General features: G+C 72.0%; 12 protein-coding genes. 11 read left to right on the top strand and 1 reads right to left on the bottom strand.

What is annotated here, in order from left to right:
- Positions 1 to 40 precede the first annotated feature (40 nt).
- The 4 genes from AB0M80_RS22255 to AB0M80_RS22240 all read left to right on the top strand — a co-directional run bounded on the left by AB0M80_RS22255 (position 41) and on the right by AB0M80_RS22240 (position 4,618).
- Positions 41 to 604: a DUF3000 domain-containing protein gene (locus AB0M80_RS22255; protein ID WP_364567860.1), complete on the top strand. Its 564-nt coding sequence runs from the start codon at positions 41 to 43 to the stop codon at positions 602 to 604.
- A 721-nt stretch (positions 605 to 1,325) separates the two neighbouring features.
- Entirely contained in the window at positions 1,326 to 2,042 is a 717-nt protein-coding gene (locus AB0M80_RS22250) for a response regulator transcription factor (RefSeq protein WP_033291604.1), read from the top strand.
- Positions 2,043 to 2,140: 98 nt separating this feature from the next.
- The gene (locus tag AB0M80_RS22245) at positions 2,141 to 3,367 is read left to right on the top strand and encodes a ribonuclease D (protein WP_364568557.1); all 1,227 of its coding nucleotides are present in this window, start codon (positions 2,141 to 2,143) and stop codon (positions 3,365 to 3,367) included.
- Positions 3,368 to 3,493: 126 nt separating this feature from the next.
- Positions 3,494 to 4,618 (top strand): toll/interleukin-1 receptor domain-containing protein, encoded by a 1,125-nt coding sequence (locus tag AB0M80_RS22240; RefSeq protein ID WP_364567857.1) that lies wholly within the window; start codon positions 3,494 to 3,496, stop codon positions 4,616 to 4,618.
- Between the two features lie 194 nt (positions 4,619 to 4,812).
- Here the strand turns inward: AB0M80_RS22240 and AB0M80_RS22235 are convergent, their stop codons facing one another.
- Positions 4,813 to 5,478, bottom strand: a complete 666-nt coding sequence (locus tag AB0M80_RS22235; protein ID WP_364567855.1) for a helix-turn-helix domain-containing protein — start codon at positions 5,476 to 5,478, stop codon at positions 4,813 to 4,815.
- A gap of 181 nt (positions 5,479 to 5,659) precedes the next feature.
- Here AB0M80_RS22235 and AB0M80_RS22230 point away from each other — a divergent pair, with 181 nt between their 5' ends.
- From AB0M80_RS22230 to AB0M80_RS22200, 7 genes are read left to right on the top strand one after another with little or no spacing between them, the layout of a single operon-like run.
- Positions 5,660 to 7,129, top strand: coding sequence for an amino acid permease (locus tag AB0M80_RS22230; RefSeq protein WP_364567851.1), 1,470 nt, complete (start codon positions 5,660 to 5,662; stop codon positions 7,127 to 7,129).
- A gap of 12 nt (positions 7,130 to 7,141) precedes the next feature.
- A complete protein-coding gene (locus AB0M80_RS22225) occupies positions 7,142 to 7,975 on the top strand; it encodes an urea amidolyase associated protein UAAP1 (RefSeq protein ID WP_364567848.1) in 834 nt (277 codons plus the stop codon).
- On the top strand, positions 7,972 to 8,607 hold the full coding sequence (locus tag AB0M80_RS22220; protein ID WP_364567845.1) for an urea amidolyase associated protein UAAP2: 636 nt from the start codon (positions 7,972 to 7,974) through the stop codon (positions 8,605 to 8,607). The genes AB0M80_RS22225 and AB0M80_RS22220 overlap by 4 nt, the downstream gene beginning before the upstream one ends.
- The gene (gene uca / locus AB0M80_RS22215) at positions 8,604 to 12,152 is read left to right on the top strand and encodes an urea carboxylase (RefSeq protein ID WP_364567842.1); all 3,549 of its coding nucleotides are present in this window, start codon (positions 8,604 to 8,606) and stop codon (positions 12,150 to 12,152) included. Before AB0M80_RS22220 ends, uca begins: the two co-directional genes overlap by 4 nt.
- A complete protein-coding gene (locus AB0M80_RS22210) occupies positions 12,149 to 13,753 on the top strand; it encodes an allophanate hydrolase (RefSeq protein WP_364567839.1) in 1,605 nt (534 codons plus the stop codon). The genes uca and AB0M80_RS22210 overlap by 4 nt, the downstream gene beginning before the upstream one ends.
- Before the next feature lie 31 nt (positions 13,754 to 13,784).
- Positions 13,785 to 15,017, top strand: coding sequence for a hypothetical protein (locus AB0M80_RS22205; protein ID WP_364567836.1), 1,233 nt, complete (start codon positions 13,785 to 13,787; stop codon positions 15,015 to 15,017).
- A 59-nt stretch (positions 15,018 to 15,076) separates the two neighbouring features.
- A complete protein-coding gene (locus tag AB0M80_RS22200; protein WP_364567834.1) occupies positions 15,077 to 15,700 on the top strand; it encodes a DUF998 domain-containing protein in 624 nt (207 codons plus the stop codon).
- Positions 15,701 to 15,764 lie beyond the last annotated feature (64 nt).

The raw sequence follows: 15,764 nt of genomic DNA, 5'->3' as shown, positions 1-15,764 counted from the left end.
CTGCGCCCGCGACCGGGCGTGCCCGCCCTAAAGTCGGTGCGTGACCGCGATGACGCCAGTGCCCGAACTCTTCCGCGAAGCAGTCGCGGCGCTGCAGTCCGTCCGGCCCCGCCGGGAGGTGCTGCTGGAGCCGATGCGCCCGCCGCAGCGGCTCGCGCCGTGGTCGTACGCGGTCAGCTGCGAAGTGTCCGGGCCCGCCGACGTGCTGGCCTCGGGACGGCTGGTCCTGCTGCACGACCCGGACGGCCAGGAAGGCTGGGACGGCGTGCTGCGCCTCGTCATGTACGTGCGCGCGGAGCTGGACCGGGAACTGGCGTCGGACCCGTTCCTGCCGGCCGTCGGCTGGTCGTGGCTGACCGACGCGCTGGAGGTGTCCGGGGCGAGCTGGAAAGCGCTGGGCGGCACGGTGACCGAGACGTCGTCGGCCCGCTTCGGCGACCTCTCCGGGCCCGCCCGCACCGACGATCTGGAGCTGCGGGCCTCGTGGACGCCGACGGACGGTGCGCTGGGGCCCCACGGGCAGGCCTTCTGCCAGGTCATGGCCAGCGTCGTGGGCCTGCCGCCGGTCGGGGTGACCCTCTTCGGGCAGCGCCAGGGCTCCTGACCGGCCGTCCGGGCGATCTTCGGCCACGAATCGGCGACGGCGGGGCGCCGGCGGCCGCCGGGGACCGGCTCCCTGTACGGATGTGAGCAAAATTCACGTCTGCTGAACGCCGTGCAACCCGCTCCGGCGGCGCCGGAGAGCGCCTCTGTGCGCCCCTGAGCCGTCCCGAGAGCCACCGCCCGACGTTCCTGAGGCGATTTCACGTCTTCGGGTGGTGCCCCCGTTCGTGAACCCGGCGCCGTCACGCACCGCTACAAGATCGAGATCCGGCGCCGGCCCCGGAAGGCACGCGGCGGGCGACACGGACGGTGACCGCCACGGGCTCCGCAAGGCTCCGGCGGCGCCTACCGAGGGAGTTGATCACGCCCCGGCCGGAGCCACATTCCGCGGGCGGCGGACGCCCATCCGGACCCTCGTCACTAGGCGCACCGGCAGCTGCACGGCTCATCTGCACGGCCATTTGGGCGCCGGTAACTTCATTGCATCGTGTTCACTGGGCTATCCGTTAGCAACCGGCCGTGTACTAGCCCGATCGTGTTACTACGAACCCACTGAGTGACTGTTCGTTTGAGATAGATACCCATTCGATCCCCCCGCAACAGGCTCAGGGCGGCTACAGTGCCTTCGACGACACCACTTTCGGTCTAAAGCTGGCGCGGCTGAACGGCCGAAGGTCCCGGTGCCGGTCGGGGGGCACGACCGACTCCAGGGAGGTAGTGACGTGGCTACCGTCGGCTTATCTCAGGCCGTCCGATCCACGCCAGCCGGTGCTTTGCCGGCGAGCATGGTTCCGCACCCGCGGGAAGAGCTTTTTTCCGTGTTGGTGGTCGATGACCACCCGCTGTTGAGGGAGGCAATCGCAGCAAGACTCGCACAAATGGGTGCGGGTACCGTCCACGAAGCCGCCACGGTGGCCGAGGCGAGGGCGCGAGCACAGGCCACTGGGCCTTGTGACCTGGCGATCCTCGATCTCGGACTGCCGGACGGCAGCGGCATCGAACTGGTTACGGAACTCCGTAGCCACGGCTGGCCGCGCGTGGTGGTCCTCGCATCCTCGGACGACCCGTACGCGGTCCGCTCGGCTTTCCAAGCCGGGGCCCAGGCGTACCTGCTGAAGTCCGCGTCGCCGGTCGTCGTGACCGACGGCGTGCGGCGTGTGCTCGAGGGCGGCGTCTACGCCGACCCGAGCGTGGCTCCGGTGCTGGCCACCGGGACCCGCGTCGCGGGCACCGACAACACCCCGCGCGAGCTGTCCGCTCGTGAGGTGGAGGTGCTCCAGCTGGTCGCCGACGGACAGTCCAACAAGGAGATCGGCGAGGAGCTTTCGCTCTCCGCCCTCACCGTCAAGTCCCACCTGTCCCGGATCGGGCGCAAGCTCGGCACGGGCGACCGGGCCCAGATGGTGGCGCTGGCCATGCGAGCCGGCGTGATCCGCTGACGAAAGCGAACAACCCTGCGGGGCGGGCGGACCAGGCGCGGTACGCCCGTCCCGTAGGGTCGTCATCCATGGGAAGCACTGAGGCCGAGGACACCGGGATGGAGATCGAGTCCACGGGCGGCCCTGTGCTGCTACGCGAACCCGCCGAGGGCACGCCCCCGGTGATCACCGACCCGGCCGCACTGGCCGAGGCCTGCGCAAAGCTCGCCGCGGGCACCGGTGCGGTGGCCGTCGACACCGAACGCGCGTCCGGCTACCGGTACTTCCCCAAGGCCTACCTCGTGCAGCTGCGCCGCGAAGGTTCCGGCACGGTGCTGATCGATCCGATCGCCGTGGCCGACGACCTCGCCCCGCTGCGCGAAGTCCTGAATTCCCTGGAGTGGGTGCTGCACGCCGCCTCCCAGGACCTCCCCTGCCTCGCCGAGCTGGGCCTGCGCCCCGCGGCGCTGTTCGACACCGAGCTGGCCGGACGGCTGGCCGGCTACGAACGGGTCGCGCTGGGCACGCTCGTCGAGCTGCTGCTCGGCTACACCCTCGAGAAGGGGCACAGCGCGGCCGACTGGTCGAAGCGGCCGCTGCCGGTCGATTGGCTGAACTACGCCGCCCTCGACGTCGAGCTGCTCATCCAGCTGCGCGAAAAGCTGGAGGCGGAGCTGGGCGCCCAGGGCAAGCTGGAGTGGGCGCGGCAGGAGTTCGAATTCGTGCGGACGACCCCGCCGCCGCCCCCGCGGGCCGAGCCGTGGCGCCGGACGTCCGGCGTGCACAAGATCCGCAGCCCGCGCGGGCTCGCGGCGGTCCGCGAGCTGTGGCAGGCGCGGGACGAGCTGGCCCGCAAACGCGACCGCGCGCCGAGCCGGATCCTGCCGGACAGCGCGATCGTCAACGCCGTCACGGCCGACCCCAAGACGGTCGAAGAGCTGCAGGCGCTGCCGGTGTTCAGCGGCCGCGTCCAGCGCAAGTACACGGCGAACTGGCTGCGGCACCTGCAGGCGGCTCGCGCTCTCCCCGCCAGTGAGCTGCCCTCACCGTCCCAGCCGACGGACGGCCCGCCCCCGGTGAACCGCTGGGCGGACAAGGACCCGGACGCGGCGGCCCGCCTTTCGGCGGCGCGCGCGGCGCTGACGGCGATCGCGGAGGACCGCCGGCTGCCGGTGGAGAACCTGCTGCTGCCGGACCTGGTCCGGCGCACGTGCTGGCGCCCGCCGGCCGAGACGGACGAGGACTCGGTGGCGGAGGTCCTGCGGGCGGGCGGGGCCCGGCCGTGGCAGGTGGAGCTGACGGTGACGGCCCTGAGCAAGGCCCTGCAGACCACCGCTTCTTCCTGAGCTCCCGAGCTTCCTGAACGGACAGATCCGGGACAATTCCGGAGTAACTCCCGGCACCGTCCCGCCCGGATCATCGGCTGCCCTAAGCTGCGCCGGAAACGCCGCACCGCCGCCGAAGGTATCTCGATGCCCGATTTCATGTCCGATCAGCCCGCCGTGCAATGCTTTCTCAGCTTCACCCACGAAGATGACAGTTTCCTGAATTTCGTCACACCACTCAAGAATTCCCTGGAGAAGTTCTGCGCCTCCGCGCACGGGCGCAAGATCGAAGTGTTCGTCGACCGCGAGAGCATCGGGTGGGGCGAGGACTGGCGGACGAAGATCCAGGACGGGCTCAACGCCGCGATGGTGTTCCTCCCGGTCATCTCGATGAACTACTTCTACGAAAGCGGCGCCTGCCGGGAAGAGCTCACCGCGTTCTACGCCAAGGCGAACGAGCTCGGCCTCACCCAGCTCATCCTGCCGCTGATCGTGCTGGGCCACGAGCTCATCACCGGCCAGAGCGACGACGCCAACATCCGGATCATCGAAAAGCTCCAGTACGTCGACATCAAGGAAGCGGTCCTGTCCGGCGCCGGCACCGCGGAATGGCGGCGCACCATGGACCTGGTGGCGGACCGGCTCATCAAGGCGATCCGGTCCGCGGAGGCGGCTCTGGAACAGCTCAAGAAATGCGACCAGCTCCTGCTCGACGGCTTCACGCCGGAGAAAGACGGACCGGGCCTCCAGGAATACAACCAAAACCTCACGCAGATCGGCGAGCTGCTGGAACGGCAGTTCGACGCGATCAGCCACTCACTGGACGAACTGGCCGAGGAAATGCGCCAGGTGACCGGCGACGTGGCCGGGCTGGCCCCGGAAGCCATCAAGGCGCGGGTGGTCCGCGCGGCCGACACGATCAAACCGATGGCGGTCAACATCCAGCAGGTCGGCACGGCGTTCGAGGCGACGGTCGCGGAAACCGATTCGACGATCCGCTCGTACATGCGCCTGATGGACTCGCACCGGACGCCCGAGCTGCTGGACCGCGCGCGCCGCGAATACGACGAATTCGTCGAAATGCTGAACGGGCTGATGGAACTGGAAGCCCGGATCACGGAGTTCCTGACGCAGATCCGCCCGCTGGAAGCGATCAACGCGCCCTTGCGCGCCGCGATCCGGCCGCTGCGCGTCGGAGCGCAGTCGATGCAGCTGGGGATGCGCACGATGCGCGAACTGTCCCGGATCATCAGCAACCTGCTGGGCGGCTGACCACGGCCCACGGCCCTGACCGCGGCCTACCCTGACCGCGGCCCACGGCCCTGACCGCGGCCCGCCCCCGGCCGCGGCCCACCCTCCCCGGGGGTCCGCCCCACGTCCAGTGTATCGGCGGCACCCGACGAAAAGCCGGAAAAGGCGTGGCCAGAGCGTTGCCATCCCCATCTCGGCCACCCTGTGGACAACCGCTAATCGGCGAGGTCCGCCAGCAGCGTGTGCGCCTCGGCCCGCAGCTCGTCCGACGGCTCGGCCGGCCCCACCAACCGGACCACGCCGTCGGCCGCCTCGCGCACATGGGCTTCGACGTCCAGCGCCGGGTCGTCCCTGCGGATCACCGCGATGCTCTCCACCAACCCGAACACCAGGTCCGTCCGGATGCCGGCCGCCTCCGGGGGCACGCCCGACGCGGCCACCAGGCGGCCGTACGCCGCCTTCAGCTCCGCGCGCTCGGTGCGGAAGCGGGCCAGGTTGGGCGAGCCGACCTCGGGCAGCAAGTACAACGCGCCCAGGTTGTGCCGGGCGCCACCGAGCAGGCCGATGTCCGCGTACGCCAGTGCCCACAACCGGACCGCCGCCGGCGCCGCGCCCGCGACGAGCCGGGCCGCCAAGGCCAGCGACGGGCGGACCGTTTCGGCGAGCAGCGCCGCGAGGATGTCCTCCTTCGCCGGGAAGTGGTAGTAGAGCGACGCCTGGCGCAGGCCCGCGCGTTCGGCGATCGCCCGCGTCGTCGTGGCCGCGTAACCGGCTCCGGTGAACAGTTCTCCCGCCGCGTCGAGCACCGCCTGGCGCGCGTCCGGCCGGTTCGCCGCCGCTCCGCTCGCCCTCGGCCTGCCGACTCCCGACCCTTTGACCACGTGCGTGATCTTGCCAGGTCCGGGGCCGGGGCACCCGCACCGAGGTGGGTGTTACGCCCGGATGTCGCCGTTGACGGCCCGTCGGCGCGAGCGTTAACGAGTCCCTAACCCGCCGGAGATCACGGCGTCGTGCCCGGAACCTAATTTCTGTCGAGCGATCGAAACCAGGTCAGGAGCCCGCATGACCCCACCCGACGAACTCGCCGCCTTCGGTTACCGCCAAGAACTTCGCCGGTCGCTGGGCGGGTTTTCCGCCTTCGCCGCCGGCTTCTCCTTCGTCTCCATCCTCACCACCGTCTTCCAGCTCTTCGGCTTCGGCTACACCTTCGGCGGCCCGCTCTTCTTCTGGACGTGGCCGGTCGTCCTGGCCGGCCAATTGCTCGTCGCGCTGGTCTTCGCCGAACTCGCGGCGCGCTACCCGCTCGCCGGATCGGTGTACCAGTGGGCGAAACAACTGACGAAGGGGTTCCTCGGCTGGCTCGCCGGCTGGATGATGCTGCTCGGCTGCGTCGTCGCGCTCGCGGCGGCCGCGATCGCGCTGCAGGTCGTGCTGCCGTCGGTGTGGGACGGCTTCCAGTTCGTCGGCGGGGACCCGTCGGTGACGTCGCCGTCCGGGGCGGCCAACGCCGTGCTGCTCGGCACCCTGCTGCTCGTCTTCACCACCGCGGTCAACACCGGCGGGGTCCGGCTGATGGCGCGGATCAACGACGTCGGGGTCGCGGCCGAACTGCTCGGCGTCGTCGTCCTGGTCACCGGGCTCGGGCTGTTCGCCGTGCGGGGCCCGCAGGTGGTGCTGCACGACGCGCCCGGCACCAGCGCCGGGATCGGCGGCGTGCTCGCTTCGGCCCTCATGGCGGCGTACGTGCTCTACGGCTTCGACACCGCCGCGTCGGTCGCGGAGGAGACGAAGGACGCGCGAAGGGCGGCTCCGCGGGCGGTGCTGCGGGCCGTGCTCGTGTCGGGGATCGGCGGCTTGGCGGTGGTCGTCACGGCGCTGATGGCCGCACCCAGCCTCACCGACGGGCAACTCGCCGGCCACGGCCTGCCGTACGTGATCACCGCCGTCTTCGGGGACACCCTCGGCCGGGTCTTCCTCGCCGACGTGGCGATCGCGGTCGTGGTCTGCACCCTCACTATCCAGACCGGCACCGTCCGGCTGATCTACGCGATGGCCCGCGACGGCGCGCTCCCCGCGTCCACCCGCCTCGCCGGGGTCAGCCCGCGCACCGGGACCCCGGTCGCGCCCGCGCTGCTGTCCGGCGGGCTGGCCATCGGGCTGCTGCTGCTCAACGTGGGCAACCCGACGCTGTTCAGCACGATCACCGGGACGTCGGTGGTGGTCGTCTACTTGGCGTACCTGCTCGTGACGGGGCCGCTGCTGGTGAAACGGCTGCGCGGGCAGTTCCCCGCGGAACCGGGCCGGTTCTCCCTCGGCCGCTGGGGTCTTCCGCTGAACGGGGCCGCCGTTCTCTACGGCATCGGCATGATCGTGAACATCGCCTGGCCGCGTGCGGAGATCTACGACCTCGCCGGTTCGGGCTCCCCCTGGATGCTCTTGTTCCCGATAGAGTTCGTCGGCGGCGCACTGGTGATCGGCTGGCTCTGCTGGCTGCGGCTGCGCCCCGCTCCCGCCCTCGAACCCGCGACCTGAGAGAGGACGACCATGAGCACCACCGCGACGACCTACGGAGCGCGCGACCACGCCCGCGCCCAGGCCGGCACCGTGGTCGACACGATGCCGTCGATCCCGGCGAGCACCTGGCCGTCACCGCCACCCGGGGTCGCCCCCGAAGCGCTGACCTGGGCCGAAACCGTGGCCGGCGGCGGGTACACGCACAAGGTGCTGGCCCGGGGGACGCGGCTGCGGCTGACCGACGTCGACGGCAACGCGTGCGCGCACCTGCTGCTGTTCAACGCCGAAGGGCCGTGGGAGCGGCTGAACGTCGCCGACACGGTGAAGGTGCAGTGGAACGCCTACCTCGGCCAGTCGGTGGCGCTGCTGTCGGACCAGGCGCGGGTGCTGGCCACGATCGTGGCGGACTCCGGCGGGCGGCACGACGCCCTCTGCGGCACGTCCACTGTGGACGGCAACACCGAGCGCTACGGTGACGGTTCGCCGCAGGGCCCCTCCCCCGCCGGGCTGCCGCTGTTCACCCTGGCGGCGGCCAAGAACGGCCTGGGCCCGCGGGACCTGCCGCCGAGCCTGTCGTTCTTCCAGGGCGTGCGGGTCCAGCCGGAAGGCGGGCTTGAGTTCACCGGCTCCGCCGGCCCGGGCCAGACCGTCGAGCTGCGGATCGAGATCCCGTCGATCGTCCTGCTCGCCAACGTCGCCCACCCGGTCGACCCGCGCCCGGACTACACCGTCTCCCGGCTCGAAGTCATCGCCTGGCGCGACCGGCCATCCACTCCGGACAGCCCGGAATGGACCCACACGCCGGAGGCGCAGCGCGCCTTCGAAAACACCGCCGACTACCTCACCGCCCGGGGGATCGCATGAGCACGGCGTACGAGTCCCGGCTGGAGATCGGCTACGACGTCCCGGCGCGGGCGCCGTTCTCCACGGTGCTGAAGCAGGGTCAGGAGCTGACGATCGTCGACCTGGGCGGCAACCAGGCCGTCGACTTCCTCTGCTACGACGCGAACGACACGACGAAGCGCTACAGCGCGGCCGCGACGATCGCCGCGCAGGGCAACATCTTCCTGACCACGGGCAGCGTCCTGCGCACCCAGGAAGGCGCCCCGCTGCTGACCGTCGTCGCCGACACCTGCGGCCGCCACGACACGCTCGGCGGCGCGTGCAGCAAGGAGTCCAACAGCCTCCGCTACGGCCAGCACACCCGGTACCAGCACGCCTGCGTCGAGAACTTCCTCATCGAGGGCGCGAAGTGGGGGCTGGGCAAGCGTGACCTGGTCAGCAACGTCAACTGGTACATGAACGTGCCGGTCGAAGCGGACGGCACCCTCGGCATCGTCGACGGCATCTCCGCGCCGGGCCTGGAAGTCCGGCTGCGCGCGGAGACCGACGTGCTGGTGCTCGTGTCCAACTGCCCGCAGATCAACAACCCCTGCAACGGGTTCGACCCGACGCCGGTGCGGCTGGTCGTCACCTCCTCCGGAGGCGGCGAGTGAGGCTGCTCGTCGCCAACCGCGGCGAGATCGCCGTCCGGATCCTGCGCAGCGCGAAGGAACTGGGTCTCGAGACCGTCGCGGTGTACTCCGACGCCGACCGCCTCGCCCCGCACGTGCGGCTCGCCGACCGGGCCGTGCGCCTCGGCCCGGCGCCCGCGGCGGAAAGCTACCTGCGGGCCGGCGTGATCGTCCGAGCCGCCCTCGACACCGGCTGCGACGCGGTCCACCCCGGCTACGGCTTCCTCTCGGAGGACGCGGCGTTCGCGCGGGCCTGCGAAGACGCCCGGATCGCGTTCACCGGGCCGTCCCCGGAGCACCTGGAGGTGTTCGGCAGCAAGCACACCGCGCGCGAGGCGGCGATCGCGGCGGGCGTGCCGCTGCTGCCCGGCACCGGCCTGCTGTCCGATGTGGACGAGGCGCTGGCGCGCGCGGAGGACATCGGCTACCCGGTGATGCTCAAGGCGACCGGCGGCGGAGGCGGGATCGGCATGCGCGCCTGCGCGTCGCCGGACGAGCTGCGCGCCGCCTGGGACACCGTGCGCAGCGTCGCGGCCAAGAGCTTCGCCAGCTCCGGCGTCTTCCTCGAACGGCTCGTGCGCCGCGCGCGGCACGTCGAGGTCCAGGTGTTCGGCGACGGCTTCGGCGAGGTCCTGGCCCTGGGCACGCGCGACTGCTCGCTGCAGCGGCGCAACCAGAAGGTCGTCGAGGAGTGCCCGGCGCCGGAGCTGCCCGGGGACATCCGGCGGCAACTGGTCGATGCGGCCGTCGCGCTGTGCTCGTCGGTGCGGTACCGCTCGGCGGGCACGGTCGAATACGTCTACGACCCCGAGCGCGGCGAGGCGGCGTTCCTCGAGGTCAACACCCGGCTGCAGGTGGAGCACCCGGTCACCGAAGCGGTCTACGGCGTCGACCTGGTCGCCTGGATGCTGCGGCTCGCCCAGGGCGATCGCGCGATGTTCCGCGCGGTCCCGGTCGCCCGCGGCCACGCCGTCGAAGCGCGGGTGTACGCCGAGGACCCGAGCGCCGGGCACCGGCCGAGCGCGGGTCTCCTCACCCGCGTCACGCTGCCCGAAGGCGCCCGCGTCGACACGTGGGTCGAGCCGGGCACGACCGTCACGACGCACTACGACCCCTTGCTGGCCAAGGTGATCTGCACCGGAACCGACCGTGCCGAGGCACTGGCGAACCTGCGGGGTGCGCTCGCCGCGACCCGGTTCGACGGGGTGCAGACCAACCTCGGGCAGCTGCGGGCGGCGGCCGCCGACGCGGCGTTCGCCGCCGCCGCGCACGACACGTCCGCTTTGGACGAAATCGGGGACGCCGAACCGCGGATCGACGTGGTCCGCGGCGGGACGATGACGACCGTGCAGGACTGGCCGGGCCGCACCGGGTTCTGGCCCGTCGGGGTGCCGCCGAGCGGGCCGATGGACGACCGGTCGCTGCGGCTGGGCAACCTCGCGCTCGGCAACCCCGAGGGCGCACCCGGTCTGGAGTGCACTGTGGACGGCGTCGCGCTGCGGTTCTCCCACCCCACCGAGGTGTGCGTCACCGGGGCACCGGCGACCGTGCTCGTCGACGACGCCGAGGTTCCCCTGTGGACACCCGTCGAGGTCCCCGCGGGGGCGGCGCTCGACGTCCGGGCGTGCACGGCCGGGCTGCGCAGTTACGTGCTGGTCCGTGGCGGGGTGGACGTGCCGGGGTTCCTCGGCAGCGCGGCGACGTTCACGCTGGGGAAGTTCGGCGGGCACGGCGGCCGCGCGCTGGCCGCCGGGGACGTCCTGCGGCCCGGACCGGCCCCCGCCGACCCGGTCGTCGGGCCGGTCGCCGAAGCCGATCGTCCCGCGATCGCCGGCCGGTGGACGATCGGCGCGCTCGAAGGACCGCACGCGGCGCCGGAGTTCTTCACCCCGGAAGACGTCGACACGTTCTACGCCACGGACTGGCAGGTGCACTTCAACTCCGCGCGCACCGGCGTCCGGCTGGTCGGGCCGCGGCCGAAGTGGGCGCGGGCCGACGGCGGCGAGGCGGGCCTGCACCCGTCGAACATCCACGACACGCCGTACGCGATCGGCGCCGTCGACTACACCGGCGACCTGCCCATCCTGCTCGGCCCGGACGGGCCCAGCCTGGGCGGGTTCGTCTGCCCGGCGACGGTCGCCACCGGCGAGCGGTGGAAGCTCGGGCAGCTGCGCCCGGGCGACACCGTGCGGTTCGTGCCGATCGGCACCGATCACGCGGCGGCGCTGCGGACGCGGCCGGTGTCGGCGGTCGAGCCGAGCCGGCCCGCGCGCGACGACGGTGGCGTGCTCGCGCGGCTGTCCTCTTCGGACAGTTTGGAATCTTCGGGCGAGCCGTCGGTCACCTACCGCCGCAGCGGGGACGACAACCTGCTCGTCGAGTACGGCGAGATGAAGCTCGACCTGGCCCTGCGGATGCGGGTGCACGCGCTGGCCGAGCGGCTCGCGGCCGAAGGCGTGCCGGGGATCGTGGACCTCACGCCGGGCATCCGGTCGCTGCAGGTGCACGTCGACCCGGACGCGCTGCCGGTCGGCAAGGCGCTGGGGCTGGTGCGCGAGCTGGAGCGGGACCTGCCGCCGACGCACGACCTCGTGGTGCCGAGCCGCAGCGTCCGGCTGCCGCTGTCGTGGGACGACCCGGCCACGCGCGAGGCGATCGAGCGGTACATGACCGGCGTCCGCGACGACGCGCCGTGGTGCCCGTGGAACATCGAGTTCATCCGGCGCGTGAACGGGCTGTCCAGTGTGGACGACGTGTACCGGACGGTCTTCGACGCGGAGTACCTGGTGCTCGGCCTCGGCGACGTCTACCTCGGCGCGCCGGTGGCGACGCCGCTGGACCCGCGTCACCGCCTGGTCACGACGAAGTACAACCCGGCGCGGACGTGGACGGCGGAGAACTCCGTCGGCATCGGCGGCGCCTACCTCTGCATCTACGGCATGGAAGGCCCGGGCGGCTACCAGTTCGTCGGGCGGACCGTCCAGGTGTGGAACAGCTGGCGGGCCGGCGACCAGCCGTGGCTGCTGCGGTTCTTCGACCGGATCTCCTGGTACCCGGTGTCGGCCGAGGAACTGCTCGACCTGCGGGCGCGCAGCGCGTCCGGGCAGCTGGAACTCGACACCACCGAAGGCTCCTTCGCCCTGGCCGGCTACCAGAAGTTCCTCGCGGACAACGCCGGCAGCATCGCCGAGTTCCGGGCGACGCAGGCGGCGGCGTTCGAGGCGGAGCGGCAGGCGTGGGCGGCGGCGGGCGAGTTCGACCCGAAACCGGAGCCGGTCACCCGGCCGCCGGCGCGGGTCGAGGCGCCCCCGGGCGGGCACGTCGTGGAGGCACCCTTCGCGGCGACGGTGTGGCGGGTGGACGTCACCGCGGGCGAGCGCGTCGAGAACACGCAGTCGCTGGTGACGCTGGAAGCGATGAAGACGGAGGCGCGGATCCCCGCGCCCGCGAGTGGTGAGGTGGTCGAAGTGCTCGTGTCCCCCGGTGACCAGGTGGCCCCCGGCACGCCGCTGGTGGTGCTGGCATGAGTGTCGCCGTCGAGCGGGTGCGGGCCGCGTACCGGCGGATCGAGCAGGTGGACCGGCCGGAGATCTGGATCGACCTCCGGCCGGAAGCCGACGTCCTGGCCGAGGCCGCCACGCTGGAGGAACGCGGGTTGCCGCTCTACGCCAAGCTCGTCGCGGTCAAGGGCAACATCGACGTCGCGGGGCTGCCGACGACGGCGGGCTGCCCGGAGTACGCGTACAAGCCGGAGGCCGACGCCCCGGTCGTCGCGCGGCTGCGGGCGGCCGGGGCGCTGGTGCTCGGCACGACGAACCTGGACCAGTTCGCGACCGGGCTGGTCGGGACGCGCAGCCCGTACGGCGCGGTCCGCAACGCCGTCGACCCAGCTTACGTTTCCGGCGGATCCAGCTCGGGTTCGGCGGTGGCGGTCGCGCTGGGCATCGTCGATCTGGCGCTGGGTACGGACACTGCCGGGTCCGGCCGGGTGCCGGCGGCGTTCAACGGGATCGTCGGTCTGAAGCCGACCCCGGGCCTGCTGCCCACCGAAGGGGTCGTGCCGGCGTGCGCGAGCATCGACTGCGTGTCGCTGTTCGCGCGGACGGTCGAGGAGGGGGCGTTCGCCCTGACCTGCCTGGCCGAGCCCGCGCAGGTCCACACGGGACGGTTCCGGCTCGGCGTGCCGTCACCGGAGCAGCTGGGCCCCCTGGCTCCGGGCTGGGCGGAGGCGTTCGAAGCCACGGTCTCGGACTACGCGGCCGCCGGGGCCGAAGTGACCACTGTGGACATCTCGGTGTTCCTGGAGGCGGCGCAGCTGTTGTACGGCGGCGCGTTCGTCGCCGAGCGGTACACCGCGGTCGGGGAGTTCGTCGACGCCCACCCGGACGCCGTCGACCCGGTCGTGCACTCGATCATCGGCCCGGCGCGGGACATCCCCGCGCACCGGCTGTTCGCCGACCAGGCGGCGCTGGCGGGCCTGCGCACGGAAGCACTGGTGGCGTTGGCCGGTGTCGACGCGATCCTCCTCCCGACGACGACCGAACACCCCACGCTGGCGGAGGTGGCGGCGGACCCGGTGGCGGTCAACGCCCGCCTGGGCCGGTTCACCAACTCCACCAACCTGTTCGGCCTCTCGGCCCTCTCCGTCCCGGCGGGCTCGGTGGCCGGGCGCCCGTTCGGCGTGATGTTCCTCGGCGCCCCGCACGACGACCTGAAGCTGGCGGCGCTGGCGGCATTGCGCCCGTCGCGCATCCCGATCGTGGTGGTCGGCGCGCACCTGCGGGGCCAGCCGCTGAACCACGAGCTGACCTCCCGCGGCGGTCGGTTCGTGTCTGCGGTTTCGACGGCGGCTTCGTACCGGTTGTACGCGCTGGACACGGTGCCACCGAAGCCGGGTCTGATGCGGGTCGCGTCCGGAGGGGTGACGGTGGCCGCGGAGGTCTGGGAGCTGCCGGCGAAGGGTTTCGGCGAGTTCGTGGCCGGAATCCCGGCCCCGCTGGCGATCGGCAAGCTCGAACTGGCCGACGGCCGGTCGGTGTCCGGCTTCCTGTGCGAACCGGCGGCCACGGAGGGCGCGGAGGACATCTCGGCGAAGGGCGGCTGGCTGGCGCACCTCGGCGTCCGGTAATTCGGTTGCGCCCCCGGTCGACACTGAAGTGGTGAAAGTTCTTCCGTGCGGCCATCTCGCTCCGGCCGCCGGGGCGCGGGTTTGCGCCCACCTCACCACCGACAACGGACCCGGGTGCTTCCGCGTGCTGACCGGCGCCGCCACCCACTTCGACCTGCTGTGCGGCCCCTGCGCCGACCTCCCGGCCCCGGAGCTGCTCGACGCCTGCGTCGGCTGCTTCGACCGCGCCGAGGAACTGGCGCACCTCGGCTGGCGCGGCTCGCCCGAGGTCCTGCTGCGGGACCGGGAACTCGACGGTACCTGGGCGACGCGGCCCTGCCCGGTGCGCCCGCTGAACGACCGGTGCCTCGTGCCGGTGCCGGGCGGCTGGCTCGCGCTCACCGAAGCGGGTTTCGTCCGGATCGACCACGAGGACCAGTGGCTCCTCGGGCCGGTTGTGCTGCCCGAGGAGCGTGACGTCGAGCGGAACGACGGGCCGGAGCGACCTCGCGGCCCCGTACTGCACGCTTCGCGCGACGGGCGGTTCGCGGCGATCGTCTCGGACTACGGGCAGTACGGCACCGTCGTCGACCTGGCGGAGTGGGTCACCGTGCTCGACCTCGACCGGGACTGGGACGACAACGAGTGGACCCGCTTCCCGTTCGCCTTCCTCGACGGGGACAGGTTCGTCGCGGCCACCGGCTCGAACCGGCTCGACGTCTTCGAGGCGGCCACCGGCCGCCTGCTGACCGAGCGCCCCACCACCCGCGAGGACAACCCCGAGCACTACCTCGACTACTACTTCGGCGCCCTGCTACCCAGCCCGTCCGGCCGTTCGCTGCTCACCGACGGCTGGGCCTGGCACCCGGTGGGCATCCCGCTGATCATCGACTGCGCGGCGTGGCTCGCGGGCGACCGGCACGCCCCCGAACACGGACGCCACCTCGCCGACCGCGGCAACACCTGGGACACCCCGATCGCCTGGCTGGACGAGGACACCGTGGCCCTGCAAGGCATCGGCGACGACGAACCACTTCTCGACGGCGTCGAGCTGCGCGACGCCGCGACCGGGCGCCGCACCGGGATGTTCGCCGGGCCTGCCGGGCGGATGTGGGCCCACTCCGGCCTGCTGTACGTCGCCGCCGAAGCCGGGTTCGAGGTCTGGGACCCGGCCGAAGGCGCCCGGGTCGGCTTCGCCCCCGGGTTCCACCCCATCGCCCACCACGACGGCGCCTTCGCCGAGCTGCGTAACGATCAGCTGAGGATCTGGACAACTCCCCGGTAACAAGCCTCATCCGTGGGCACCTCCCGGCCGATTCACCTCAGTGAACCCCGGAGGCGGCCATGACGACGGCGACCACATCCCCGCAGAACACCCTCGTCCACTCGTACCTGTTCCTCCGGCGCGCCATCGGGCTCATCGGCCTGGCCCTGCCGGTCGTTCTGATCCTCGGCAAGCAGCTCGTCCAGGGCGGCGCCCTCATCGGCTCGCTCAGCGGCTACTACTACACCGACCTGCGGGACGTCCTCGTCGGTGCCATGTGCGCGGTCGGCGTGTTCCTGCTCGCCTACTACGGCCATGACTACGTCGACAACGTCGCCAGCACCGTCGCCGGGCTGGGCGCGATCGGGCTGGCGCTGTTCCCCACCACCCCGGCCCGCGACGTGACGGCGTGGGACCGGACGTCCGGGGTCCTGCACCTGGTGTTCGCGGCCGTGTTCTTCCTCGCCCTCGCCTACTTCTGCCTCCGCCTGTTCCCCCACGACGGCGAGCAGCGGTTCGGCACGCTCTACCGTGCCTGCGGGATCGTGATCCTCGCCTGCCTGGTACTGATCGCCCTGGCCAAGTACCTCGCCATCGCACCTTCGCTGCGCCCGGCGCTGTGGCTGGAGGCCATCGCCGTGGAGGCGTTCGGCATCGCGTGGCTCGTGAAAGGACGGACGCAGGAGCCCAAGAGTGTGCCGTAGCCCACTCGACCGGGCCACTCCCCTGGTTACCGGTGGGTAACAAGGGCTATCGTGCGGTCAAAGA

The sequence above is a fragment of the Amycolatopsis sp. NPDC051045 genome (genome assembly GCF_040682955.1).
Lineage (GTDB): Bacteria > Actinomycetota > Actinomycetes > Mycobacteriales > Pseudonocardiaceae > Amycolatopsis.
The sequence above is the reverse complement of the archived record's forward strand: the minus strand, read 5'-3'. Positions and strand labels throughout refer to the sequence as shown.

Bases quoted from the DNA above. Each gene is read 5' to 3' on its own strand.
- AB0M80_RS22245 (WP_364568557.1), top strand. From the start codon at position 2,141: ATGGAGATCGAGTCCACGGGCGGCCCTGTGCTGCTACGCGAACCCGCC.
- AB0M80_RS22240 (WP_364567857.1), top strand. From the start codon at position 3,494: ATGCCCGATTTCATGTCCGATCAGCCCGCCGTGCAATGCTTTCTCAGC.
- AB0M80_RS22230 (WP_364567851.1), top strand. From the start codon at position 5,660: ATGACCCCACCCGACGAACTCGCCGCCTTCGGTTACCGCCAAGAACTT.
- AB0M80_RS22225 (WP_364567848.1), top strand. From the start codon at position 7,142: ATGAGCACCACCGCGACGACCTACGGAGCGCGCGACCACGCCCGCGCC.
- AB0M80_RS22220 (WP_364567845.1), top strand. From the start codon at position 7,972: ATGAGCACGGCGTACGAGTCCCGGCTGGAGATCGGCTACGACGTCCCG.
- AB0M80_RS22210 (WP_364567839.1), top strand. From the start codon at position 12,149: ATGAGTGTCGCCGTCGAGCGGGTGCGGGCCGCGTACCGGCGGATCGAG.
- AB0M80_RS22200 (WP_364567834.1), top strand. From the start codon at position 15,077: ATGACGACGGCGACCACATCCCCGCAGAACACCCTCGTCCACTCGTAC.